At 64.7% G+C, this 22889-nt stretch carries 20 protein-coding genes; 16 read left to right on the top strand and 4 right to left on the bottom strand.

Annotated elements, in window-relative coordinates; translation table 11 throughout:
* Positions 1–84: 84 nt before the first annotated feature.
* Complete coding sequence (locus ACQRAG_RS04335) at positions 85–1086, bottom strand: RluA family pseudouridine synthase (protein WP_168935204.1); 1002 nt, start codon at positions 1084–1086, stop codon at positions 85–87.
* On the bottom strand, positions 1076–2767 hold the full coding sequence (locus ACQRAG_RS04340) for a diguanylate cyclase domain-containing protein (RefSeq protein WP_427803638.1): 1692 nt from the start codon (positions 2765–2767) through the stop codon (positions 1076–1078). Before ACQRAG_RS04340 ends, ACQRAG_RS04335 begins: the two co-directional genes overlap by 11 nt.
* A 153-nt stretch (positions 2768–2920) precedes the next feature.
* On the opposite strand from ACQRAG_RS04340, the gene ACQRAG_RS04345 reads away from it, so the two are divergent.
* Positions 2921–3619, top strand: a complete 699-nt coding sequence (locus tag ACQRAG_RS04345; protein WP_427803639.1) for a glutamine amidotransferase — start codon at positions 2921–2923, stop codon at positions 3617–3619.
* Between the two features lie 38 nt (positions 3620–3657).
* Positions 3658–4914, top strand: a complete 1257-nt coding sequence (locus tag ACQRAG_RS04350) for a competence/damage-inducible protein A (RefSeq protein ID WP_321032172.1) — start codon at positions 3658–3660, stop codon at positions 4912–4914.
* Between the two features lie 250 nt (positions 4915–5164).
* Here the strand turns inward: ACQRAG_RS04350 and ACQRAG_RS04355 are convergent, their stop codons facing one another.
* Complete coding sequence (locus tag ACQRAG_RS04355) at positions 5165–6118, bottom strand: alpha/beta fold hydrolase (RefSeq protein ID WP_427803640.1); 954 nt, start codon at positions 6116–6118, stop codon at positions 5165–5167.
* Between the two features lie 207 nt (positions 6119–6325).
* Here ACQRAG_RS04355 and ACQRAG_RS04360 point away from each other — a divergent pair, with 207 nt between their 5' ends.
* From ACQRAG_RS04360 to ACQRAG_RS04425, 14 genes are all read left to right on the top strand, one after another.
* Positions 6326–7678, top strand: coding sequence for an alanine/glycine:cation symporter family protein (locus tag ACQRAG_RS04360; protein WP_168935209.1), 1353 nt, complete (start codon positions 6326–6328; stop codon positions 7676–7678).
* 747 nt (positions 7679–8425) lie between these two features.
* Positions 8426–9514 (top strand): sulfite exporter TauE/SafE family protein, encoded by a 1089-nt coding sequence (locus ACQRAG_RS04365; protein ID WP_168935210.1) that lies wholly within the window; start codon positions 8426–8428, stop codon positions 9512–9514.
* A 27-nt stretch (positions 9515–9541) separates the two neighbouring features.
* Positions 9542–9961: a DUF1634 domain-containing protein gene (locus ACQRAG_RS04370; protein WP_168935211.1), complete on the top strand. Its 420-nt coding sequence runs from the start codon at positions 9542–9544 to the stop codon at positions 9959–9961.
* Positions 9962–10004: 43 nt separating this feature from the next.
* Positions 10005–11726 carry a sensor histidine kinase gene (locus ACQRAG_RS04375; protein ID WP_204673840.1) on the top strand — a complete coding sequence of 574 codons (1722 nt, stop codon included), beginning with the start codon at positions 10005–10007 and terminating at the stop codon, positions 11724–11726.
* Between the two features lies 1 nt (position 11727).
* Positions 11728–12138 (top strand): response regulator, encoded by a 411-nt coding sequence (locus ACQRAG_RS04380; protein ID WP_168935213.1) that lies wholly within the window; start codon positions 11728–11730, stop codon positions 12136–12138.
* A 1-nt stretch (position 12139) separates the two neighbouring features.
* Positions 12140–12796, top strand: a complete 657-nt coding sequence (locus ACQRAG_RS04385; protein ID WP_297137492.1) for a sensor histidine kinase — start codon at positions 12140–12142, stop codon at positions 12794–12796.
* 41 nt (positions 12797–12837) lie between these two features.
* Complete coding sequence (locus ACQRAG_RS04390; protein ID WP_006003526.1) at positions 12838–13311, top strand: response regulator; 474 nt, start codon at positions 12838–12840, stop codon at positions 13309–13311.
* 104 nt (positions 13312–13415) lie between these two features.
* A complete protein-coding gene (locus ACQRAG_RS04395) occupies positions 13416–14558 on the top strand; it encodes a sensor histidine kinase (RefSeq protein WP_427803641.1) in 1143 nt (380 codons plus the stop codon).
* A gap of 408 nt (positions 14559–14966) precedes the next feature.
* Positions 14967–16322 carry a ribosome biogenesis GTPase Der gene (gene der / locus ACQRAG_RS04400; RefSeq protein WP_297137499.1) on the top strand — a complete coding sequence of 452 codons (1356 nt, stop codon included), beginning with the start codon at positions 14967–14969 and terminating at the stop codon, positions 16320–16322.
* Positions 16323–16489: 167 nt separating this feature from the next.
* Positions 16490–17620 carry a branched-chain amino acid ABC transporter substrate-binding protein gene (locus ACQRAG_RS04405; protein WP_297158967.1) on the top strand — a complete coding sequence of 377 codons (1131 nt, stop codon included), beginning with the start codon at positions 16490–16492 and terminating at the stop codon, positions 17618–17620.
* 88 nt (positions 17621–17708) lie between these two features.
* On the top strand, positions 17709–18617 hold the full coding sequence (locus ACQRAG_RS04410; protein WP_320861622.1) for an ABC transporter permease subunit: 909 nt from the start codon (positions 17709–17711) through the stop codon (positions 18615–18617).
* 9 nt (positions 18618–18626) lie between these two features.
* Positions 18627–19859, top strand: coding sequence for an ABC transporter permease subunit (locus ACQRAG_RS04415; protein ID WP_168935224.1), 1233 nt, complete (start codon positions 18627–18629; stop codon positions 19857–19859).
* Positions 19856–20644 (top strand): ABC transporter ATP-binding protein, encoded by a 789-nt coding sequence (locus ACQRAG_RS04420; RefSeq protein ID WP_006003508.1) that lies wholly within the window; start codon positions 19856–19858, stop codon positions 20642–20644. Before ACQRAG_RS04415 ends, ACQRAG_RS04420 begins: the two co-directional genes overlap by 4 nt.
* Positions 20637–21341 (top strand): ABC transporter ATP-binding protein, encoded by a 705-nt coding sequence (locus ACQRAG_RS04425; RefSeq protein ID WP_006003506.1) that lies wholly within the window; start codon positions 20637–20639, stop codon positions 21339–21341. Before ACQRAG_RS04420 ends, ACQRAG_RS04425 begins: the two co-directional genes overlap by 8 nt.
* A gap of 415 nt (positions 21342–21756) precedes the next feature.
* Here the strand turns inward: ACQRAG_RS04425 and ACQRAG_RS04430 are convergent, their stop codons facing one another.
* Positions 21757–22842, bottom strand: coding sequence for a glycosyltransferase family protein (locus ACQRAG_RS04430; protein ID WP_204624989.1), 1086 nt, complete (start codon positions 22840–22842; stop codon positions 21757–21759).
* Between the last annotated feature and the right edge of the window lie 47 nt (positions 22843–22889).

Genomic DNA, 22889 nt, shown 5'->3' on the forward strand with positions numbered 1-22889 from the left:
GGCGCTCTCCTTCCGGCAAGGCAACAAGCACACAAAAAGGGGACGGCATCATGCCGTCCCCTTTCTTTATGGTCATCTTAGGATTCAGTTCCCCTGCCGGGCCGCCGCCTCGTCGATCTCGTCCGGCACGGCCTGCGGCAGCCTGTCGGCGGGCCAGTCGGGCAGGCAGGCAAAACGTCGTCCATCCGGCAGGATGACCCGCATGGCATGCAGGTACATGGGCGTCCCTGCGGCACGTCCGCGGGCCCCGTATTTGACGTCCCCCTCGATGGGATGCCCCAGGGAGGAAAGCTGGGCCCGGATCTGGTGGGTGCGCCCGGTCAGCAGACGGACCAGCAGCAGACTGCGACGATCCTCCACCCGTACGGGCCGGACCAGCAGCAGGGCTTCCGTCTCCCCATTGCCCGGTGCGCCGGTCTGCCGGACATGCATCTGTTCCCGGCCGTTATCGGCCTCCTTGCGCAGCCAGTGCCGGAACAGGCGCACCCCCGTATGGGGCCAGCGCCCTTCCACCCAGGCCAGATATTCTTTTTTCATCCGCCGTTCACGCAGAGCCGTGGTCAGCTCGCGCAGGACGGAAAAACTGGCAGCCACCAGCAGGATGCCCGAAGTGTCCTTGTCCAGACGATGGACAGGCGTGGGCTTGAACGGGGCATCCCCTGCCCGGGCCGCCAGACGGCTGGACAGACTGTCCTCGTGGCCGGTGCCGGGATGCGTGGGCAGGCCCGCCGGCTTGCAGAAGACCCAGAGGTCCCCGTCCTTCTGCAATGGACGGGGGGCAGGGGGCAGGGCCTGTGTCCGCTGACGCGGCTCATGCTCCTGCTCCGGGGAGGCCTGACCTCCCGTGGCCTTGCTCCGGCGGCTCATGCCCAGAGCAAAGGGAGGCAGGCGCACGCTGTCGCCCGCGGCCACAAGGCCGAACGGTTTTGCCCGGCCACCATTGATGCGGACCTGACCCGTGCGGATCCAGCGATGCAGCAGCGACGGCGGCAGATCCAGACGCCGTTGCAGGAATTGCAGCAGCTTCTGCCCGCCTTCGCGGGGATCCACGATGACTGTATTGGGGTCGGGCGCTTCACCCATCATATCGGCTCTCCTCCAGGGATACCACGCAATCCTTGCGTTTTTCTATCCAGGCCTTGATGGCATGGCCGGAAACCAGCCGGCTGCCGTGCTTTTCGTGGAGCATCCGGCGGTCGGCAAGGGCAAGGGCCTCCCGCAGGGAGGGTGCCTCCTCCGCACCGGAAAGGCCAAAGGACATGATGACCGGCACATTGCCGGAATGTTCGTTGTAATGCCGGAACACCGCCCTGATCTTTTCCAGGACCCGCGCGGCATCGCGCAGATTGCACCGGGGCAGCAGCACGGCGAACTCGTCACCGCCCAGCCGGGCTACGCAGTCCGTGGAACGCAGCGAGCTCCGCAGCAGACGGGCGGCCGTCTGCAACATGCTGTTGCCGGTGTCGTGTCCCAGATAGTCGTTGATCAGTTTCAGTCCGTTGACGTCGCAGCTGATGATGCTGACCACCTTGTCCGGCTGCATGTCCAGCCGGTCCAGCTCGTTATGGAAATAGACCAGGCTGTGGACGTCCGTCAGGGGATCGTATTCGATCATCTCCGCCAGCCGGTCGCGCTCTCCCTGGGTGGTGGTGATGTCCGTATGCAGGCCGATGAGGCGCGTGGCGCGACCGTGGGCGTTGCGCCGCAGGACGCGGGCCCGGCTCAGTATCCAGCAATAGGTGCCGTCTGCCTTGCGCATGCGGAAAGAATGTTCGTAACTGTCACCGTAACGGGGCGACATGATGATGTCCATCTGCCGTTTCAGGATCGCCGGACGCTCATCGGGATGCAACTTGTCCCGCCAGCTTTCGAAGGTGTTGCCGAACGTGCTCCTGTCATAGCCCAGCATGGCGGTATAGCGGGGACTGTAGTAGATGGTGTTGGTCTCCATGTTCCAGTCCCACAGGCCGTCACCGCTGCCGAACAGGGCCATGAGGGAGATCTCGCAGCTTTTGCTGGAAAGGGCCTCCTGAGGTTCTTCCCCGCCCCGCTGCACGAGGTTCCCTGTCACATAGACGGGCTGCCCGGAATCGTCATGGCCCACAAGGGTGCCGGAAACCAGAAAATTTTTGCGGCTGCCGTCCGGCAGATGCAGCAGCACGCGCTCTACGAAGCTGCCGTCATGGTCACGGGCGTTCACGAGCCGGGAAAAACGGCTGGAAAAAAAGCGTGTGGCATCGGACCCCAGCATGTCCCGGATGGTCTGGCGGGGCAGACGCAGGCCGACGCTGCCGGGAAGGCGGAGCAGCCGGGCACAGTTCCCGTCCAGCGTATATTCCTCCCGGGCGCAATCATAGACCCACCGGCCTTCCGCGCCGGTCTCATGCAACCAGCCCCTGCCGTCCAGCCTGGTCAGGGCCCCGACCAGCAGGCGGGGCGTGCCGCAGGAAAAACGCTCCAGCACGATGGCCCGGCAGCAGATGATGTCCTCGCCCACGGTCTGCAGGATCTCCATGGCACTGTCGAAGGAAGAACGGCGCAGGCTGCCGAAGAGCTGCCGGACACTTTCCTGCCGGTCTTCGGCAAGGCCGTCACAGAAGGCCCCGCATTCGCCCCGGTAACCATTCCCCGCCCCGCCTTGCAGCAGGTTGGCGGCCTCCGGGCTCAGGACGATGCGGTCACTGTGGACGTCCCACTGCCAAAGGGGGTCTGCGGCACCCATGACATGGGATTCATACCAGTCAGCCGGTAAAGGTACATCACTCATAGGGTCATCCCGGGTATCATACATGATTTCCTATCAAAAGCGCATGAAGGGAGCAAGCCTTTCCCTCCCGGCATTCCGCGTGTATGACAGGGGGCAGCGGGAGCGCCCGTACCTTCCATGACACCGGACGACGCTCCCTCACAGGAGGTCCCCATGCGCTGCTGCGTACTGCAACATCTGGCTTTTGAAGATCTTGGGACATTCGCGCCCGTACTCCTTGAAACAGGCTGGACCATACAGGCCTGCCATGTGGCGGATGGCCTCCCGGATGCACGGGACTGGCGCGATGCCGACCTGTGCATCGTCCTGGGCGGTCCCATGGGCGTCCACGACGGGGCGGCCTATCCCTTCCTTTCCCGTGAACTGGAGCTCGTCCGCAGCCGCCTGGGCGAAGGACGGCCCCTGCTGGGCATCTGCCTGGGCGCCCAGCTCATGGCACAGGCCCTGGGCGCGGCGGTCTATGCGGGCAAGGCCAAGGAGATCGGCTGGGGCGGCCTGCAGCTGACGGAAGCCGGCGCAGCCTCGCCCCTGGCAGCCCTGAGCGGGGCCCCCGTGCTGCACTGGCACGGCGATACCTTCGACCTGCCGCCCGCCGCCACCCTGCTGGCCTCCACGGACATCACGCCCCATCAGGCTTTTCAGGCAGGGGCAGGCCAGCTGGCCCTGCAATTCCATGCCGAGGCCGACGCCGCCCGCATGGAGCACTGGCTCATGGGCCATGCCTGCGAACTGGCCGCCGCCGGTCTGGACGTGGCGGCCATCCGTCAGGATGCCCGCGACCTGGGCAGCCGTGCCGCGGCCGCCGGACAAGATTTCTTCCGCCGCTGGCTGACCGGCGTCTTCACCGCCTGAGCCCGCCCCGACGCATCCCCACAGATAAGGAACATCGCATGAAAGCCGAGATCATTTCCGTGGGCACCGAGCTTTTGCTCGGCCACACCATCAATACGGACGCCGCCCATGTGGCCCGCGCCCTCTCCTCCCTGGGCATCGACCTGCACCATGCCTGCGTGGTGGGCGACAACGCCGCCCGCCTGGAAGAATGCCTGCGCGCCGCCCTGCAGCGCAGCGACCTGATCATCACCACCGGCGGCCTGGGCCCCACCAACGACGACCTCACCAAGGAGACCGTGGCCCGCGTCCTGGGCCTGCCGCTGGAAGAAGATGCGGACAGCCTGCGCAGGCTGCGGGAATACTTCGGTGACCGGCCCGTGGGCGAGAACCAGTACAAGCAGGCCTGGTTGCCGCGCGGCAGCCACGCCTTTGCCAACAGCGTGGGCACGGCCCCGGGCTGCGCCGCGCCTGCGGAAGGCGGCAAGCTGGTCATCCTGCTGCCCGGCCCGCCGTCCGAGCTCCTGCCCATGCTGCATGACGAGGTCGTGCCCTGGCTTGCCCGCAAGACCGGGGCCTGCATCCACTCCAGCATGGTGCGCACCTTTGCCCTGGGCGAAGGGGATGCCGAACTGCGGCTGCGCGACATGACCGGTGCCGCCAACCCCACAGTGGCTACCTATGCCACCGATGGCGAGATGTTCGTGCGCATCACGGCCAAGGCCGCCACCGCCGAAGAGGCCGCACGGCTGGTGGCCCCCGTGCGGGATGCCGTCTGCCGCCGTCTGGGCGAACACGTCTACGGCGTGGACGTGGAAAATCTGGAAAGCGTCGTCGTGCCCCTGCTGCTGCAACGCGGCGAGACCCTGACCACGGCCGAATCCTGCACGGGCGGCCTGCTGGCCAAACGCATCACCGACGTGGCCGGTGCCTCGTCGGTCTTCCATCAGGGGGTCGTGACCTATGCCAACGAAGCCAAGACCCGGCTGCTGGGCGTTCCCGAAGAGCTGCTGGCCAGCGTGGGGGCCGTCAGCCCCGAAGTGGCCCGCTGCATGGCCGAACAGGCCTGCACCCGCTACGGCAGCACCTGGGGTGTGGGCATCTCCGGCATCGCGGGCCCCGGCGGCGCCACGGCCACCAAGCCCGTGGGCCTGGTCTATATCGCCCTCAGCAACGGCCGGCAGACCTGGCTGCGCGTCATGCGCCCCCACGGCCGCTACATGGGCCGGGCCTGGACCCGCCAGCGCGCCGCCAGCCACGCCCTGGACATGCTGCGCCGCGCCATGCTCGGCCTGCCTGTGGAGATGGAGGCGTAGCAGCCTGCTCAACGCCGGGAAGGAGCGTCCTTCCCCGGAACATCCTGCACAGCGCCCCATCCCGGTGTGAAGACCGGCAGCTTGCCCGCATGGCAGACAGCCGTGCTCCGGTACGTCGAACACGCTGCCGTCTCCCTTTCTTCCCTGAAACGATACCGCCCCGTTTATCGGCATGAGCTGATGGACGGGGCGGTATGTCATGACCGGGCTTTTCCGTCAAGCCGGTATCCCGGCCTGTCGCAGCCCGGGACTAGTGTTCCAGGAACTCCACCACCTTCTGGCGGAATTCCTTGTAATAGGGCTTTTCCATCATCATGGCATGGGCAGCGCCGGGCATGATCTCCAGCTTGGAGCCGGAAGGCAGCTTGCTCATGGCGGCCCGCATGCTGTCGAGGTTCAGGTACGGGTCCTTGTCACCGCCGATGACCAGGGTGGGCACCCGGATGGCGGCGGGGTCGATGAGAGGCGTCTCCGCGGAGACCAGCAGGTCGCGGCGGCCGCCGTTGGGGCTGGAGTCCTTGTCATAGCGCCAGCAGTTGGACTGGAACACGGCCACCACCTGCGGGTCCACGATGGTGTAGTCGATGGCGCCGTCCTTGGTGGTCTGGAAGTCGCCCGCCGCATGCAGCCAGGTATTGTGGTTGAAGGGCACCTTCACTTCGGCGGCACCCAGGCCCACCATGATGGGCGCATACAGCACCAACTTCTTCACCATCTCGGGATGACGGGCCACGAAGCGGCTGCTGGTGACGGTGCCCCAGCTCCAGCCCAGCACATCCAGCTTCTTCTGGCCGGAGACCTTGAGGATCTCGGCCGCGGCGGCCGCAGCATCCTCGGCGGCATAGTCGGAATTGGGCATGAAGCCGTCTTCCACTTCCTGGGATTCACCATAACCGGCCACGTCGAAGGTCCAGACAGCGAAGCCGCACGCGGCAAGGTAGCGGGCCAGGCTGTAGTCGGCATAGTTCACGTCGAACTCATGCGAGGAATAGGTCAGGCCGTGCACCAGCAGGATCTGGCGCTGGGGCTGCGTCCCGGCCACGGCCAGACGCTGCAGATGCAGGGCGACGCCGTTGCGCTCCAGCGGGAAGGTCTGGATCTGATATTCCGTGGCGGCATCAGCACGGGCCTGGACCGTGGCGACCTGAAGGGAAAAAAGCAGCACCTGCAGCATCAGCAGGCAGGACAGAAGTGAACGGATCATGGTTCCCCCCGTGTCCGCTCCCCGGATCATCCCCGCAGGAGCGGCCTTGGATGAAATGTGAAAGATGTGAGCTTTTGCGGCTGAAACCCCTTTGCAGTCGCAAAAAAATTTTATAGCATGGTTTAATATTTATAAACAACGGCGTATTCAGTTTAATGCAAAGACGCCGGGAGGCACGCGGCTGCGGCCTCTTTTCCGGGAGGGAACATGCTGGATTTCTTGAACACGGTTTCTGGGTATGTCTGGGGATGGCCATTGATGATCCTTCTGGTCGGCACGGGCCTGTGGCTGACCTTTTCCCTGCGAGCCCTGCAGTTCAGTCATCTGATCCACGCATTCACCCTCATCGTCCGCAAGACCCCCGACAGGAAGGCCCAGGGCGACATCTCCAACTTCGAGGCCCTGATGGTGGCCCTTTCCGCCACCGTGGGCACCGGCAATATCGCCGGTGTGGCCACGGCCATCTACATCGGCGGCCCCGGCGCGCTGTTCTGGATGTGGATGACCGGCCTTGTGGGCATGGCCACCAAGTACGCCGAGGCCGTGCTGGCCGTGAAATACCGCGTGCAGAACGAGAACGGCACCTTCAGCGGCGGCCCCATGTACTACATCTCGCGCGGGCTGGGCTGGAAATGGCTGGCCACGCTCTTCGCCTTCTTCGCGGCCATCGCCACCTTCGGCATCGGCAGTATGGTGCAGTCCAATTCCGTGGCTGACGCCCTCAACCACAGCTTTTCCATCGCTCCCGGCATCACCGGCATCGTGCTCATGGGCCTGACCGCCGCCGTCATCATCGGCGGTGTGCGCAGCATCGGCCGCGTGACCGCCCTGCTGGTCCCCGTCATGATCGCCCTCTATGTGCTGGGCGCGCTGGCGGTGATCCTCATGCACATCACCGAGATCCCCGGCGTCCTGGCCATGGTCGTGTCCAGCGCCTTCCAGCCTGTGGCGGCCACCGGCGGCTTTGCCGGCGCCACGGTGATGATGGCCATTCGTCTGGGCGTGGCCCGCGGCCTGTTCTCCAACGAATCCGGCCTGGGTTCCGCTCCCATCGCCGCCGCGGCCGCCCGCACCAGCCAGCCCGTGGTGCAGGCCCTCATCTCCATGACCCAGACCTTCATCGACACCCTGGTGGTCTGTTCCATGACCGGCCTGGTCATCCTCGTCACCGGCGTCTGGACTTCCGGCAAGAACGGCGCCCCCCTCACCTCCTATGCTTTCGAGACGGGCCTGCCCGGCGAACTGGGCGGCCTTATCGTGACCATCGGCATCATCCTCTTCGCCTACTCCACCATCCTCGGCTGGAGCTACTACGGCGAAAAGGCCATCGAATACCTGCTGGGCAGCAAGGCCATCATCCCCTACCGCTGGGCCTTCATCATCTCCGTGGGCCTGGGCGCGTCCATGAAGCTGGATCTGGTCTGGACCCTGTCCGACATCTTCAACGCCCTCATGGCCTTCCCCAACCTTATAGGCCTCATCATGCTGACCCCGGTGGTCAAGGCCGAGACACTGGCCTACCTGCGTTCCCTCAAGAAGGAACCGGCCTCCGAAGGATAGACCCGAAGCAGGGGATCCCCCCTCCTCCTGCCTGCTCCATCACGCAGCGGCATCCGTCATATCCTGCCGCTGTCCGCCTTCCGAACGGAAAGCCCCTGCTCTGCGGGGGCTTTCTTCCGTCCTGTGCCCTGCAAAATCTCCCGGACGTCGCGGCAGACCGAAGACCGGGCGTCTGCCGCGCTGCCTGCGCCCTCAGTCCCGGCAGCCTTTTGTCATCCCGAGTGCCTGCCCCTGTTGCCGCAAACAGGCTGGCCTGCTGCCCTCCGCCTGTCCGTCACAGTCGTTGCCGGGGCCGGAGGGCGCAGCACATGCCCTGTGCCCTCCGCCCACCTGCCCCTGCTTTTCGGAGGCCGTCCCAACGAGTAAGGACGCTTCCCGGCTCTGCACCTCTCCCTCTTGCCTATCTGTCCTTCAGGCCCGCGTCGCCTGCGCTCCGTGCCCCTCTCCGGGATGCCGGACAGGCATCAGGAAAAAAGCGGCTTTCCCCGCCGCTATGGGGAGATTTCCCCATGTAAGCTCTTCCTCCTGAGAGCCATTCCTGTCCGCATGCGGGTGTGGCAGCTGTTTTTTGTGAAGAAAATAACGAATAAAAGCAGTCACCTGTACCGCATCTTCCGGCCACAGGCCGCTGATGGAGCCAATTTCAGGATTCTCCTGATACCGGCCGCCCCGCCGTACGCGTAGGGTAAGGCCATCAAAAGGAATGCATGTGGGGCACCGCCCCACCAGACAGTAAAGGGGGATCACATGGCGCGCAACGCACTTGCAACGACGGCCCGTGCCGTCAAAGCCACTGCCGGGCAGTGGCTCGTTCTGTTTTTCCTGACCTTCGTCCTGGCCTGTCCGGCCATCAGCATGGCGGCCGATGCCGCCGCTACGGCTCCTGCCGCCCAGACGAACGTCGTCACCGTGGCCGATGCCCAGGATACGGCCGTGACGCCTTCGCCGGTGGCCGCCACCACGGGCGACGTGCAGACCGCCCAGGTCGTGGACAACCATCCGTGGTGGTTCTGGCCTGTGGCGCTGCTTTTCTTCTGCTTCATCCTCGGCATCATCGCCGTTATGGCCGGCGTGGGCGGCGGCGTGCTCTTCGTGCCGCTGGTCTCGGGCTTCTTCCCCTTCCATCTGGACTTCGTCCGCGGCGCGGGCCTGCTGGTGGCCTTGGCCGGTGCCCTGGCTGCCGGTCCCGGTCTGCTGCGCCGTAACTTCGCCAACCTGCGTCTGGCCCTGCCCGTGGCCCTCATCGCCTCGGCCTGCTCCATCGTGGGCGCCATGCTGGGCCTGGCCCTGCCCACCGACATCATCCAGACCTGCCTTGGCGTGACCATCCTGGGCATCGCCGTACTGCTCTTCTTCTCCAAGAACTCCGTGCGTCCCGTGGTCAACAAGCAGGACGCCGTGGGCCTGGCCTTGGGCATGAACGGTGTGTTCCTCGAGCCCAGCACCGGTGAAGTGGTGGACTGGAAGACCCACCGCACCCTGGCCGGTCTGCTGCTGTTCATCGTCATCGGCATCATGGCCGGTATGTTCGGCCTGGGCGCCGGCTGGGCCAACGTGCCCGTGCTCAACCTGCTCATGGGCGTGCCGCTGAAGGTCAGCGTGGGTACCTCCAAGTTCCTGCTCTCCATCACCGATACTTCCGCCGCCTGGGTCTACCTGAACCAGGGCTGCGTGATCCCGCTGATGGCCATCCCGTCCATCGTGGGCCTGATGCTCGGTTCCGTGGTGGGTGTGCGCCTGCTGGCCAAGGCCAAGCCCAAGTTCATCCGTATCATGGTCATCGCCGTGCTGTTTTTCTCTGGCGCCAAGGCGCTGCTGAAGGGCCTGGGCTGGTAAGCTGCCGGGCATGAAGGAGACAGAAAAATGAACAAGAATGACATCCAGGCTTCGCCCGCGCAATTGCGCTATGCCGATACTCTGTTCTATGGTTCCCTCATCGGTTTCGTGATCATGCTCATCACCTACGTCCTGTACGTGACGGGCATCCTCACCCCGCAGATCCCCCTGGACGACCTGCCGCGCCTGTGGACCGGCAGCGCCGCCGATTACCGTGCCGCCGGCAGCATCCCGCAGGGCTGGGGCTGGCTGGCCCTCATCGGCAAGGGCGACATCTGCAACTTTGTGGGCATCATCATCCTGGCGGGCCTGACCATCGTCTGCTTCGCCCAGCTGGCGCTTTCCCTGGCGCGTCGCAAGCAGTGGCTGCTGTGCGTCATCGCCATCCTCGAAGTGCTGGTGCTGGTGCTGGCCGCCTCCGGCATCCTGGTGGGCGGCGGGCATTAGGCCGACGGAGCACAGGCCGCGCCGTTCCTGCGCGGGAGGTCGCATGTTTTCTGCAATCAAAGCGTATTTCGGGCATCTGCTGGAAGTGCCGGACGCCGTATCACCAGCGCGTTACCGCTCACTGCGGCGCATCATGACCATCCTGATGGTCACGGTGTCGGTGACGCCGCTGCTGATCCTCACCGGTATCAACCACGCCCAGTACATGAGCACCCTGGAACGGGAGATGGAGAACCCGCTCTACGCCATGGTGCGCAAATCGCAGGCCTCGATGGAGCTTTTCCTCGGCGAGCGGGCCTCCACCGTCAGTCTGATCGCCCATGCCTACAGCTTTGACGACCTGACCAACGAGCAGACCCTCAACCGCGTCTTCCTGGCGCTCAAGAGCGAGTTCCAGGGCTTCGTGGACATGGGCCTGGTGGATGTGAACGGGCGGCAGGTGGCCTATGTGGGCCCCTACAAGCTCAAGGACGCCGACTACGCCGGACAGCCCTGGCTCAGCGAGGCCCAGGTCAAGGGCCGCTACATCAGCGACGTCTTCCTGGGGCTGCGCGGCTTCCCGCACATGGTCATCGCCGTGCACCGCATGGAAGAGAGCGGCCGGGAATGGACCCTGCGCGTGACCATCGACACCTCCCGGCTGGAACGCCTGGTGGCGGCCGTGGGCCTGATGCAGGATACCGACGCCTTTCTCTGTGACAGCCGGGGCGTGCTCCAGACCAACTCCCGTTTCTACGGCAAGGTGCTGGACAAGCTGCCCCTGACCCTGCCGCCCCAGTCCTTCGAGACCACGGTGCGGCCCTGGAAGGACGACAGCGGACAGGATCTCATGGTGGCCTATACCAGCCTGGCGGGCACGGACTTCATGCTCCTGGCCGTCAAGCCCACCCTGGACATCTACAAACCCTGGACGGCCCTGCGCAGCGAGCTGCTGCTGGTCTTCTGCGGCGGCATCGCCATCATCGTGCTGGTCTCGCACCTGCTGATGAAGCATCTGGTGGGACGCCTGCAGGCCAGCGACGAACGCCGCGTGGCGGTCTTCGCCCAGATGGAACACAACCAGAAGCTCTCCTCCATCGGCCGGCTGGCAGCCGGGGTGGCCCACGAGGTCAACAACCCCCTGGCCGTCATCAATGAAAAGGCGGGCCTTGGTCTCGACCTGTTGCACATGAGCGGCAACTTCGAGCGCAAGGACAGGCTCATCAGCCTGCTGGAGGCCATCGAGAGCACCGTGGAACGTGCCCGCGGCATCACCCACCGTCTGCTGGGCTTTGCCCGGCGCATGGAGGCCAACCGCCAGGAACTGAGCGTGCCCGAAGTGCTGACCGAGACCATGGGCTTTCTGGAACGCGGCGCCAAGAACCGCGGCGTGACCATCGGCACGGACTTTGCCGAAGGCCTGCCGGACATTGTGTCCGACCGCGGCCAGCTGCAGCAGGTCTTCCTCAACATCATGGGCAATGCCCTGGATGCGGTGCCTGACGGCGGCAAGGTGGACATCGCCTGCAGCCGGATGGCCGACGGCGGGCTGCTGGTGCGCGTCACCGACAACGGCAAGGGGATGAGCCCGGAAGTGATCAAGCACATCTTCGAGCCCTTCTATTCCACCAAGAAGGAGAAGGGCAACGGTCTGGGCATGTTTATCACCTACGGTATCGTGCGCCGTCTCGGCGGCGAGATCACCGTGGACAGCACCGAAGGCAAGGGCACGACGGTCAGCATCACGCTGCCGCTTACACCGCCGGAACGTCCTGTGGAGGCTTAAGATGGCACTGCGTGTATTGTTGGCCGATGACGAGAAGGAATTCGTGGAGACCCTGGCCGAGCGTCTGGATCTGCGCGGTATCGAAGTACGGGTGGCCCTGGACGGCAAGGCGGCCCTGACCACCCTGGACGAGATGGCGGCCGCGGAGGCCCTGCCCGACGTGATGGTGGTGGACCTGCTCATGCCCGGCATGACCGGGGACGCCGTCCTCCAGCAGGTGCGCCGGAAGTACCCCGGCCTGCCGGTCATCGTGCTCACGGGGCATGACTCCGTGGACGATTCCGGCGACAGCCCCGTGGCCAGTGCCTTCGCCTGCCTGACCAAGCCGCTGAGCCTGGGCATGTTCCTGGAAACGCTGGAAGCCGCTGCCCGTTCCGGCGGCACCGGCAGCGACAAGGCCAGGGGGGCGTAGCATGACCGATTCGCAATGCATGGGACGTCTGCTGGCCTCGGCCACGCACGACATGCGCAACGTGCTGGCCGTGATCCGCGAATCCGCCGGACTGGCGCAGGACATGGTGCAGCTGGCCGCCGGGGCCGACAAGCCCGCCGACCCGCGCGTCATCAAGGCCCTGAAGGAAGCCCAGCAGCAGATCCTGCGGGGCGCGGCTCTGGCCGAGTGCATGGAGTACCTGGCCCAGGTCAGCCATAGCGAGAACGAGAACGCGCCCTGCGACCTGGCGCGTGTGGCCGGCACCTTCTGCCTCATGGCGGCCCGCCGGGCCCGCGCCGTGCAGATGGTGCTGGAATCTGCCGACAGCGAAGAACCCGTATGGTCCGCCGTGCCCGCCCTGGCGGTGCTGCGCGCCCTGCTGGACATCTTCGACCTGTGCGCCTCCGTGGGCGGGCAGGTGAAGCTCCGCTTTTCCGCCGGTCGCCAGAACAAGGTGGAAGGCATCATCATCGAAGTTTGCGACGGCGCCAATCGCGACATGGCCCTGGCGGCCCTGACGGGCAGCCCCCTGCTCAACGCCCGGCCCCGGCCCGGCTGGCAGGCCCTGCTGATGCCCTGGCGCGATCCGGCACAGCGCTTTTTCCTCTCCATTTCCGCCTGCGGGAGTGAAGACTAGAACGACATTTTTCCCGGCATCACCGGGTGAAGGAGAATGGCATGAGCAAGGAAGAGATCAAGATTCTGCTGGTAGACGACGAAAAACAGTTTGTGGACACGCTTGCCGAGCGCCTTGCCATGCGCGGTTTTTCAGCGCGCGTGGCCTATGACGGCCCGCAGGCCCTCAAAGCCGTTGAAGAGCCCACCGACGTCATCGTCCTGGACCTGCGCATGCCCGGCATGGACGGTTTCGAAGTGCTGCGCAGCGTCAAGAAGAGCAACCCCCAGGTGCAGGTCATCATCCTGACCGGTCACGGCGGTGATGCCGAAGAACAGACGGCCTACCGCATGGGCGCCTACAACTTCCTCAAGAAACCCATGGACATCGACGAGCTGCTGAACAGCATCCGCATGGCCTACCGCGACAAGGTGGAGAACGCCATGGTGGCTGTCAGCCTGGCCGAAGGCGGTGATTTCGACGCCGCCCAGGATGTCCTCAACGAAAAAGACCTCCTGGCCGAGCACAAGCTTTAGGCCGCCATTGCCCCTGTCCGGCGGCAGTACCGCCGGACAGGAAAGATCCCGCACGCTCCGGGCGTGCATCATGTTGACGCATTGTCGCAAGGGGGAAAGACGTCATGCGTGTACTCATCGTCGACGACGAACAGGCCTTTGCCGAACCGCTGGCACAGCGCCTGGAGCTGCGCGGTATCGAGGCTGCCGTGGCCGGCGATGCGGAAACGGCCCTGGGCATGCTCTCCCGGCAGGAATGGGATCTGGTCTTTCTGGATGTCTGCCTGCCGGGCATGGACGGCGTCTCCCTGCTCAAGCTCCTGCAGGAACATGAACCGCGTCCCGATGTGGTCATGCTCTCCGGCGCCACGGAGATGAGCCAGGCGGTCAAGGCCATGCGGCGCGGCGCGCTCAACTGGCTTGCCAAGCCCGTCTCGCTGGATGCGGTGCTGGAAGAATGCCGCAAGGCCCGGGAGCGGGCCGAATCCCGGCGCCAGGCCTGGCGTCTGGCCGAAGAGGCCCGCCTGCGCAGTCTGGGCCGCATCGCCGAAGGCGTGGCCCACGAAGTCAACAACCCCCTGAACATCATCGTCCAGGCCGCGGGCCTCATGGGCGACAGTCTGGACAGCCCCGAGGCCGAGGCCCTGCCCGACATCGAGGACCTGCGCGAGTCCCTCAAGGCCATCGTGACCCAGAGCATGCGCGTGCGCGAGATCACCCGCAAGCTGCTCATGGCCGGTGTGGGCCTGGACCCCCGCAGCGCGCCCATGGACGTGCAGGCCGTGGTCTCCCGTGTCCTGACCCTGCTGCAAGGCCGCATGGACAGCCTCAAGGTGACCTGCCGGCTGCACTTCCCGCCGGAATGGGGCGAGGACGCGCCCCGTCCCCTGGGCTCCGCGCTGGAGCTGGAACAGATCTGCCTGCATCTGGTGGAGAACGCCCTGGACGCCATGCCCGAGGGCGGCACGCTGGACATCGGCGCCCGGCTGCTGCCCGCCGATGACGACGGCACCACCTGGTACGAACTTTCGGTGGCCGACAGCGGTACCGGCATCGCTGACGACATCATGCCCCATATTTTCGAGCCCTTCTTCACCACCCACCGTCAGGCGGGCCGGGCTGCGGGCCTGGGCCTTTCCGTGGCCACGGGCCTTGCCCACGGTCGGGGCGGCCAGATCACGGCGGCCAACCGCCCCGAAGGCGGGGCCCTGTTCCGCCTGCTGCTGCCCCTGCCCGTCAGCGAGAGCCGGAGCGAGGGCAACGAGTGAGTGCCTCCCGCACCGCATTTTTCCCCAAGGCCCCCTCTCCGGGCCATGGCCGCTCCGGCGGCCCCAGCGATCAGCCACACCCACACAGTCCCTGCAGGCCCTTCGGACCGGCAGGGACTGTTTTTTTACGACTGCCCGGCACGGCTTTCTGCCGCCCTGACGGCATCCTGAAAAAACGCCTGTCATCCCGCTGTGTTGTCTGCCCGCATCCGGTCGATTCCGGCAAATGCGCCCGCGGGGCATTTTTTTCTTTTCAAACGGCCTCAAGGATGCTACACAAGCGCAGCGTGTGGCGCTCACCCCGCTTTGAGGGGCCTTTTTTCCATCCCGTTTCTCCGTGCGCCATGCCCGCCGCCCCGTGCGGCCCCATTTTCGCAACAACGGCCCGTCATGGCCGAAGGGAGACCCATGTCCTCATTACCCTGCATCGTTCTGGTGGGACGCCCCAACGTGGGCAAGTCCACTCTGTTCAACCGCCTGATCCGCAGCAACCGCGCCATCACCCATGACCGTCCCGGCGTGACCCGCGACCGCATGGAAGGTGTGGTCCGCCGCAAGGGCCATCCTGATTTCGGCATCGTGGATACCGGCGGCATCACCCTGGATGCCCATGCCATGGTCACCGCAGGCCCCGAAGGCATCCGCGGCTTCGAGTCCGACATCCTGCGCCAGGCCGAGGCGGCCATGAAGGACGCCTGTGCCGTGGCCTTCGTGGTGGACGGCCGTGACGGCCTGCTGCCCCTGGACGAATATCTGGCGGCCCACATCCGCCGCATGGGCCTGCCCACCCTTTGCGTGGTCAACAAGGTGGACGGCCTGGAAAAGGAAGACGAGCTGCTGGCCGAGTTCCACAGCCTGGGCTTCCCCCTGCTGCCGGTCTCGGCCGAGCACGGGCACAACATCCGCGCCCTCACCGAAGAACTGGCCGACCTGCTGCCCGATGATTACGAAGCCGAACACGAGCCCCCGGCCCTGCGCCTGGCCATGCTGGGCCGCCCCAATGCGGGCAAGTCCTCCATGATCAACGCCCTGGCCGGTGAGGAACGCATGATCGTCTCCGACGTGGCCGGCACCACCCGCGACAGCGTGGACGTGCGCTTCGAGCGCGACGGTCAGGATTACGTCTTTGTGGATACCGCCGGGGTGCGCCGCCGTACCAAGATCACGGACATCGTGGAAAAGTACTCCGTCAACGCGGCCCTCAAGTCCACCACCAAGGCCGACGTGACCCTGCTGACCCTGGACGCCACCGAAGGCGTGAGCCAGCAGGACAAGCGCCTCATGGATCTGCTGGATACCCGCAAGATCCCCTTCATGGTGCTGGTCAACAAGTGCGACCTGGTGCCCGCCGGTCAGCTCAAGCAACTGCTGCAGAACGTGAGCGAGATGCTGGCCTTCTGCAAGCATGTGCCCATCCTCACGGTCTCGGCCCTCAAGGGCACGGGCCTGAACAAGATCCTGCCCATGGCCCGCAAGATCCATGAGGAATGCGCCATCCGCGTGCCCACCGGCCAGCTCAACCGTGCCATGGAAGAAGTGCTGACCCGCCACCAGCCCCCGGTGGTCAAGCGCGTGCGCGCCAAGTTCTTCTATCTGACCCAGGCCGAGTCCCAGCCGCCGACCTTCGTCTTTTTCGTCAGTGACGCCGACCGCGTGCCGGAAAGCTATGCCCGCTATCTGGAACGCGCCCTGCGCCGCATCTTCGGCATCACGCATGCGCCCATGCGCCTGCACCTGCGTTCCAGCCACAAGAAATCACAGTAGATATGTGGCCGTGCGGGGGAGATGGATTTGTGTGTCCATCCGGCAAACCGCATTGACAGGAATCAGATAAAGATGCAATAGAAAGGGCTTATACTGCCGCAAGGTAGACGTCGCTTTGCTGTTGTGCGACGCCCGGCAGTGCATGGAGTCTCTCAAGGAGGGAGAAAATGAAAAAGTGCATGACCTGGCTCATGGCCGCGCTGTGCAGCGTTGCCGTTGCGGCTCCTGCCATGGCCGCCGACACCATCAAAATCGGCGTGCAGGGCGCCCATTCCGGCGACCTGGCCTCGTACGGCGTCCCCAGCCTCAATGCCGCCAAGATCGTCATTGAAGAAGCCAACGCCAAGGGCGGCGTGCTGGGCAAAAAGATCGAACTGGTGTCCCAGGACGACCAGTGTAAGCCCGAACTGGCCACCAACGCCGCGACCAAGCTGATCTCCGACAAGGTCGTGGCCATCATGGGCCCCATCTGCTCCGGCGCCACCAACGCCTCCCTGCCCATGTATGAAAGCGCCAACATCATCAGCATCTCCCCCACGGCCACCACGCCTGCCCTGACCCTGGAAGGCAAGCACCCCCTGTTCCTGCGCACCGTGGCCAACGACAATGCCCAGGCCCAGCTGACCAGCAGCTACATCATCGAAGTGCTGAAGGCCAAGAAGGTCGCCTACCTGCATGACAACGGCGAATACGGCAAGGGCTTTGCCCAGCAGAACCGCGGCATCCTCGAAAAGGCCGGCGTCGAGACCGTCCTGTTCGAAGCCGTGACCCCCGACGCCGTGGACTTCTCCGCCGTGGTGCGCAAGCTGCGTCGCGCCAAGGCCGACGTCCTGATCTTCGGCGGCTACCAGAACACCGCCTCCAAGCTGGTGCAGCAGATGCGCCGCGACCGCGTCAAGACCCCCCTCATCGGTCCTGACGGCGTGAAGGACGAGACCTTCCTCAAGATGACCGGCAAGGACAGCGAAGGCGTCATGGCCTCCTATCCCAAGGATACCAGTACCCTGGCCATGTACAAGCACGCCCGCGAAGCCCACGTCAAGCAGTTCGGCAGCGAGCCCGGCTTCGGTTACTACAACGCCTATGCCGCCACCCAGGCCCTCATCAAGGCCATCGAAGTGGCCGGCAGCACCGAGACCGACAAGATCATGGCCGCTCTGAAGAGCACCGAAGTGGACACCCCTCTGGGCAAGATGTCCTTCAACAAGGCCGGTGACGCCACCGGTCTGGGCCTGTCCGTCTACGTGGTGAAGGACGGCAAGTTCGTCGAAAGCGACCACAGCGTCACTCTGCATTAATAGGATACTATGGCGCACGGGCGCGGAGGCATGGCCTCCGCGCCCTCTTGCCCGCTGCGCCCGGGTAAACCGCAGCCCCTGTAACGGCATGGACTTCCAGTACTTTATCGAACTTTTCTTCGGCGGCCTCACACGCGGCAGCATCTATGCCCTCATCGCCCTGGGCTATACGCTGGTGTACGGCATCATCGAACTGATCAACTTCGCACACGGCGAAATCTACATGCTGGGCGCCTTCACGGCCCTGCTGGTAGCCGGTGTGCTGGGCATCGTCGGTTTCCCCGCCGGAGGCATCCTCATCGTTGCGGCCCTCGCGGCCGTGGTCTGGAGCGCGGCCTACGGCTATACTCTGGAAAAGGTGGCCTACAAACCCCTGCGCGGCGCCCCGCGTCTGTCGCCCCTCATCTCGGCCATCGGCATGTCCATCTTCCTACAGAACTATGTGCTGCTGGCGCAGACCTCTGACTATGTCCCCTTCCCCCGCCTGCTGCCGGAGATGGAGTTTCTGGATTACCTGGGCAACATCATGGGCCCCAGTGATTTCCTGATCCTCGCCACCAGCACGCTGGCCATGGTCTCCCTGAGCCTGTTCATCCGCTATACCCGCATGGGCAAGGCCATGCGCGCCACCGCGCAGAACCGCAAGATGGCCCTGCTGCTGGGCATCAATGCCGACCGCATCATCTCGCTTACCTTCATCGTCGGCTCGGCCCTGGCGGCCCTGGGCGGCGTGCTCATCGCCTCCCACATGGGACAGGTCAACTTCGGCATCGGCTTCCTGGCCGGCCTCAAGGCCTTCACGGCCGCGGTGCTCGGCGGCATCGGTTCCATCCCCGGTGCCATGGTGGGCGGCCTTGTGCTGGGTATCGCCGAGAGCATGACCACCGGCTACCTGTCGGGCAACTATGAGGATGCCCTGGCCTTTGCCCTGCTCATCCTCATCCTCATCTTCCGTCCCGACGGCATCCTCGGCAAAGCGAAAGTGCAGAAGGTGTAGCCAATCATGATGCAATATCTTACAAAAGCCCTTTTGGCTGCCTGTTGGTTCATGCTCCTGACCTTCCCGGTCATGGGCATCAAGCTCAACAGCGTTGACCAGACCGTGGAATGGCAGTTCGACAGGGTCATCCTGCTGGGCGTGGCCATCTTCTTCCTTTCCATGCTCTGGAACTGGTGTTTCAGCCGCAAGGCCCGCGGCATCCCGCTGATCCGCCTGCCCGAAGGCCTGGGCAAGGGCCTGCACAGCCTGGTCACCCTGCCCAACCGCAATACCACCACCCGTCTGACCAGCCTCGGCCTGCTGCTGGCCGTCATGATCGTCATGCCTCTGGTGAGCTCCTTCTACCAGACCAACATCATGATCTCGGCCATGCTCTATGTCATCCTGGCCCTGGGCCTGAACATCGCCGTGGGCATCGCCGGTCAGCTGGTGCTGGGCTATGTGGCCTTCTACGCCGTGGGCGCCTATTCCTACGCCCTGCTCAACCAGGCGTTCGGCCTGGGCTTCTGGGCCTGTCTGCCCGTGGGCGGCTTCATGGCCATCGTTTTCGGCCTGGCCCTGGGCTTCCCCGTGCTGCGCCTGCGCGGTGACTATCTGGCCATCGTGACCCTGGGCTTCGGCGAGATCGTGCGCCTGGTGCTGCTCAACTGGACCAGCCTCACCGGCGGTTCCGGCGGCATCAAGAACATCCCCGGCCCCTCCTTCTTCGGCCAGGAGCTGGAGATCGCCGCCAACACCATCTTCATTTACTATCTGGTGCTGCTGGCCGTGATCCTGACCATCATCGTCATCAGCCGCCTCAAGAACTCCCGTGTGGGCCTTGCCCTGCAGGCCCTGCGTGAAGACGAGATCGCCTGTGAGGCCATGGGCATCGACCTGGCCCGCGTCAAGCTCTCGGCCTTTGCCCTGAGCTCCTGCTGGGCCGGTTTCGCCGGCGTCATCTTCGCGGCCAAGACCACCTTCATCAACCCCGCCAGCTTCACCTTCATGGAATCGGCCATGATCCTCTCCATGGTGGTGCTGGGCGGCATGGGCTCCATCGTGGGCGTGGTCATCGCCGCCACCATCCTCATCCTGGCTCCCGAATACCTGCGTGCCTTCTCCGAGTACCGCATGCTGATCTTCGGCGCCATCATGGTCATCATGATGATCTTCCGGCCCCAGGGCCTCGTCACCGGTGAGCGCCGCCGCTACCGCATCACCGCCCTGCAGGGCGGCAACAAAGGAGAACGCGCATGAAACCCGTCCTTGAAGTCAAGGGCCTGACGCGTGACTTCGGCGGTCTGCGCGCCCTCAACGAGCTGGACCTGACCGTCAACGAAGGCGAGATCGTGGCCCTCATCGGCCCCAACGGCGCCGGCAAGACCACCTTCTTCAACTGCGTCACCGGCATCTACAAGCCCACGGAAGGCACCGTGCACCTGTACGGCGCCAACGGCGAGAAGCATCTGCTCAACGGGCGCAAGCCCCACCTCATCACGGCGCTGGGCATGGCCCGCACCTTCCAGAACATCCGTCTGTTCAGCGACATGACCGTGTTGGAGAACGTGATGATCGGCCGTCACTGCCGCACCAAGGCCGGCATCTGGGGCGCGCTGACCCGCAACCCCGCCACCCGTCGCGAAGAGCAGGAATCCATCGACATCTCCTACAGCCTGCTGGAGACCGTGCACCTGCAGGATCTGTGGAACGAAAAGGCCTGCAACCTGGCCTACGGTGCCCAGCGCCGTCTGGAGATCGCCCGCGCCCTGGCCACCGAGCCCCGCATGCTGCTGCTGGACGAACCCGCCGCCGGCATGAACCCGCAGGAGACCAACGAGCTCAAGGATCTGGTGCTCCAGATCCGCGCGGACCGGGATCTTTCCATCCTGCTCATCGAGCACGACATGGGCATGGTCATGTCCCTGTCCGACCGCATCTATGTCATGGAATACGGTTCGCGCATCGCTGCCGGCACTCCCGCGGAAGTGCGCAGCAACCCGCGCGTCATTCAGGCCTATCTGGGAGAAAGCGAAGATGCTTGAAGTCAAGGGCATTGATACCTACTACGGCAACATCCAGGCCCTGCGCGACGTTTCCCTGCGCGTGGATGACGGCGAGATCGTGACCCTCATCGGTGCCAACGGCGCCGGCAAGTCCACCACGCTCATGACCATCTGCGGCATCAACCGGCCGCGCAAGGGCGAGATCCTCTGGAACGGCGAGCCCATCCACGAGCTGCCCCCGCACGAGATCGTCCGCCTGGGCATCTCGCAGGTGCCCGAAGGCCGCCTCATCTTCCCCGACCTGAGCGTGCGCGAGAACCTCGACCTGGGCGCCTTCCTGCGCAACGACGTGCAGGGCATCAAGGAAGACATGGACTATGTGTTCGACCTCTTCCCCATCCTGGCCCAGCGCCGCAAGCAGACCGGCGGCACCCTGTCCGGTGGCGAACAGCAGATGCTGGCCATCAGCCGCGCCCTCATGGCCCGGCCCAAGCTGCTCCTGCTGGACGAGCCCTCGCTGGGCCTCGCACCCATCATCATCCAGCAGATCTTCCAGATCATCCAGCGCGTCAACGCCAACGGCACCACGGTCTTCCTGGTGGAACAGAACGCTAACCAGGCCCTGCGCATCGCCCACCGCGGCTATGTGATGGAGAACGGCCGTATCGTCACCAGCGACAGCGCCGAGAACCTGCTCAAGAGCGAGGACGTGCGTTCCGCCTATCTGGGCATGTAAAAATCAATGGATCCTAACTGCCCTGCCGGGCGGTATTGTTGGAAGGGAAGGAGCCGCCTTGCGCGAAAGCTCCTTCCCTTTTTTGATGCTCGTGGAGCAGGGCTTGCAGCAAGCATGGTCTTGTTCGGCAGTATGCAGCCGTCCCGCTGACAGCTTGCTATCTCTTGCATCTCGTCGAAGAGTATTCCCCGCATGCGTGGGGATGAACCGAGAACGCGCCGATGGACTTGCCGGCGAAGGCAGTATTCCCCCCGTGGGGATGGCCGAGCGAACATATGGACAAGGGGAATGACAAAGAGCCCCCCTGCGCGTGGAGCGCCCCACGCAGAAACGCCTCTCCCGCATGAGACGGAAGAGGCGTTTTGCTATCATGGAAACAGGGATGGAAGCCCTGCCGTGATGCGAGCTTTTTCTCCTACTCCACCACCTTCGGCGTGCCCGATACCGGCAAGGTACCGGTGCGGATGAAGGTATCCACCAGGCCGAAGACCAGATCGTTGCCGCAGAAATGCCCGCGCGCGATGGAGGCCCGGAACTCGGGCAGGCGTTCCTCGAAGCGGCGCAGCAAGGCGGGCTCCAGGGTCATCATGTCGGCCTGCATGCCGTAGTTCAGACGTTCGAGGTACAGGGCGTTGAAACACTGTTCCACCATGGCCTTGAGCGGCAGGCTCAGGATGGGCTTGCCCAGGTGCAGGGCCTCGGTCATCAGGGTATGGCCGCCGCCCTGGATGACGTAGGAACAGCCTTCCAGCAGCTTGAGGAAGCCCTCTTCGCTCTTCTTCATGAAGATGACGTTGCCCTCGCGGCCTTCCGTCCGGTCATAGCCGAAGACATAGCAGGGGCGATCCGTGGCCTGGAGCAAGAAGTCCACCAGCTTGCGGTGCGTGGAATTGCTCTGGTAGACCACCACATGGCCGTCATCACGGGGATTGAGGCGCAGCACGCTTTCACGCAGGATGGGGGGCACCACGCGGGCGTGGTAGCGGGGCTGCACCGGCGGCGCATAGAAGGAGACCAGCAGGTTCTGCTCCGTGGGCCGGAACAGGTAGCGGGGCGTGATGCCCTGCAGCAGGTGATCCCACCACATGCGCGGCGGCAGCCAGCCGTGGCGACAGCAGGTGATGACGTGCTGATGGTCGAGGGTCAGGCAGTGCAGCCCGGCCTTCTCGGCCGCACGCGGCACGAAGTACTCCAGGTCCGTCATGCAGACGTCGGGCTTGAACTGGTCGATAAGGCGCAGCACTTCATCCACATAGCGCTGACGGTGCCAGAGCAGCGGGATGGCCTTGCGCACCGTGGCGCCCACATCCACCTGATAGTTGCGGAACACCGTGCCCAGATTGGGGATGCGGTGCACCCGGAATTCGGGCTCCAGTATCTTGGGGGCGTCGTCATTGGCCACGAACAGAAATTCGTGTGCGCCCAGACGGCGGGCGATGGTCAGCCCGCGCATGGCATGGCCATGCCCTGTCCCGTGGATGCCGTAAAGGATTCGCGCCATTCTTTCCCCCTGTGGTATAAACGCTAGTCATACCAACGGGCTTTGAC

Origin of the sequence: Desulfovibrio sp. SGI.230, from assembly GCF_050313065.1 — a bacterium.
Lineage (GTDB): Bacteria > Desulfobacterota > Desulfovibrionia > Desulfovibrionales > Desulfovibrionaceae > Desulfovibrio.

Coding starts and splice junctions, on each gene's coding strand:
- ACQRAG_RS04335 (WP_168935204.1), bottom strand. CDS start 1,086: ATGATGGGTGAAGCGCCCGACCCCAATACAGTCATCGTGGATCCCCGC.
- ACQRAG_RS04340 (WP_427803638.1), bottom strand. CDS start 2,767: ATGAGTGATGTACCTTTACCGGCTGACTGGTATGAATCCCATGTCATG.
- ACQRAG_RS04345 (WP_427803639.1), top strand. CDS start 2,921: ATGCGCTGCTGCGTACTGCAACATCTGGCTTTTGAAGATCTTGGGACA.
- ACQRAG_RS04350 (WP_321032172.1), top strand. CDS start 3,658: ATGAAAGCCGAGATCATTTCCGTGGGCACCGAGCTTTTGCTCGGCCAC.
- ACQRAG_RS04355 (WP_427803640.1), bottom strand. CDS start 6,118: ATGATCCGTTCACTTCTGTCCTGCCTGCTGATGCTGCAGGTGCTGCTT.
- ACQRAG_RS04360 (WP_168935209.1), top strand. CDS start 6,326: ATGCTGGATTTCTTGAACACGGTTTCTGGGTATGTCTGGGGATGGCCA.
- ACQRAG_RS04365 (WP_168935210.1), top strand. CDS start 8,426: ATGGCGCGCAACGCACTTGCAACGACGGCCCGTGCCGTCAAAGCCACT.
- ACQRAG_RS04370 (WP_168935211.1), top strand. CDS start 9,542: ATGAACAAGAATGACATCCAGGCTTCGCCCGCGCAATTGCGCTATGCC.
- ACQRAG_RS04375 (WP_204673840.1), top strand. CDS start 10,005: ATGTTTTCTGCAATCAAAGCGTATTTCGGGCATCTGCTGGAAGTGCCG.
- ACQRAG_RS04380 (WP_168935213.1), top strand. CDS start 11,728: ATGGCACTGCGTGTATTGTTGGCCGATGACGAGAAGGAATTCGTGGAG.
- ACQRAG_RS04385 (WP_297137492.1), top strand. CDS start 12,140: ATGACCGATTCGCAATGCATGGGACGTCTGCTGGCCTCGGCCACGCAC.
- ACQRAG_RS04390 (WP_006003526.1), top strand. CDS start 12,838: ATGAGCAAGGAAGAGATCAAGATTCTGCTGGTAGACGACGAAAAACAG.
- ACQRAG_RS04395 (WP_427803641.1), top strand. CDS start 13,416: ATGCGTGTACTCATCGTCGACGACGAACAGGCCTTTGCCGAACCGCTG.
- der (WP_297137499.1), top strand. CDS start 14,967: ATGTCCTCATTACCCTGCATCGTTCTGGTGGGACGCCCCAACGTGGGC.
- ACQRAG_RS04405 (WP_297158967.1), top strand. CDS start 16,490: ATGAAAAAGTGCATGACCTGGCTCATGGCCGCGCTGTGCAGCGTTGCC.
- ACQRAG_RS04410 (WP_320861622.1), top strand. CDS start 17,709: ATGGACTTCCAGTACTTTATCGAACTTTTCTTCGGCGGCCTCACACGC.
- ACQRAG_RS04415 (WP_168935224.1), top strand. CDS start 18,627: ATGCAATATCTTACAAAAGCCCTTTTGGCTGCCTGTTGGTTCATGCTC.
- ACQRAG_RS04420 (WP_006003508.1), top strand. CDS start 19,856: ATGAAACCCGTCCTTGAAGTCAAGGGCCTGACGCGTGACTTCGGCGGT.
- ACQRAG_RS04425 (WP_006003506.1), top strand. CDS start 20,637: ATGCTTGAAGTCAAGGGCATTGATACCTACTACGGCAACATCCAGGCC.
- ACQRAG_RS04430 (WP_204624989.1), bottom strand. CDS start 22,842: ATGGCGCGAATCCTTTACGGCATCCACGGGACAGGGCATGGCCATGCC.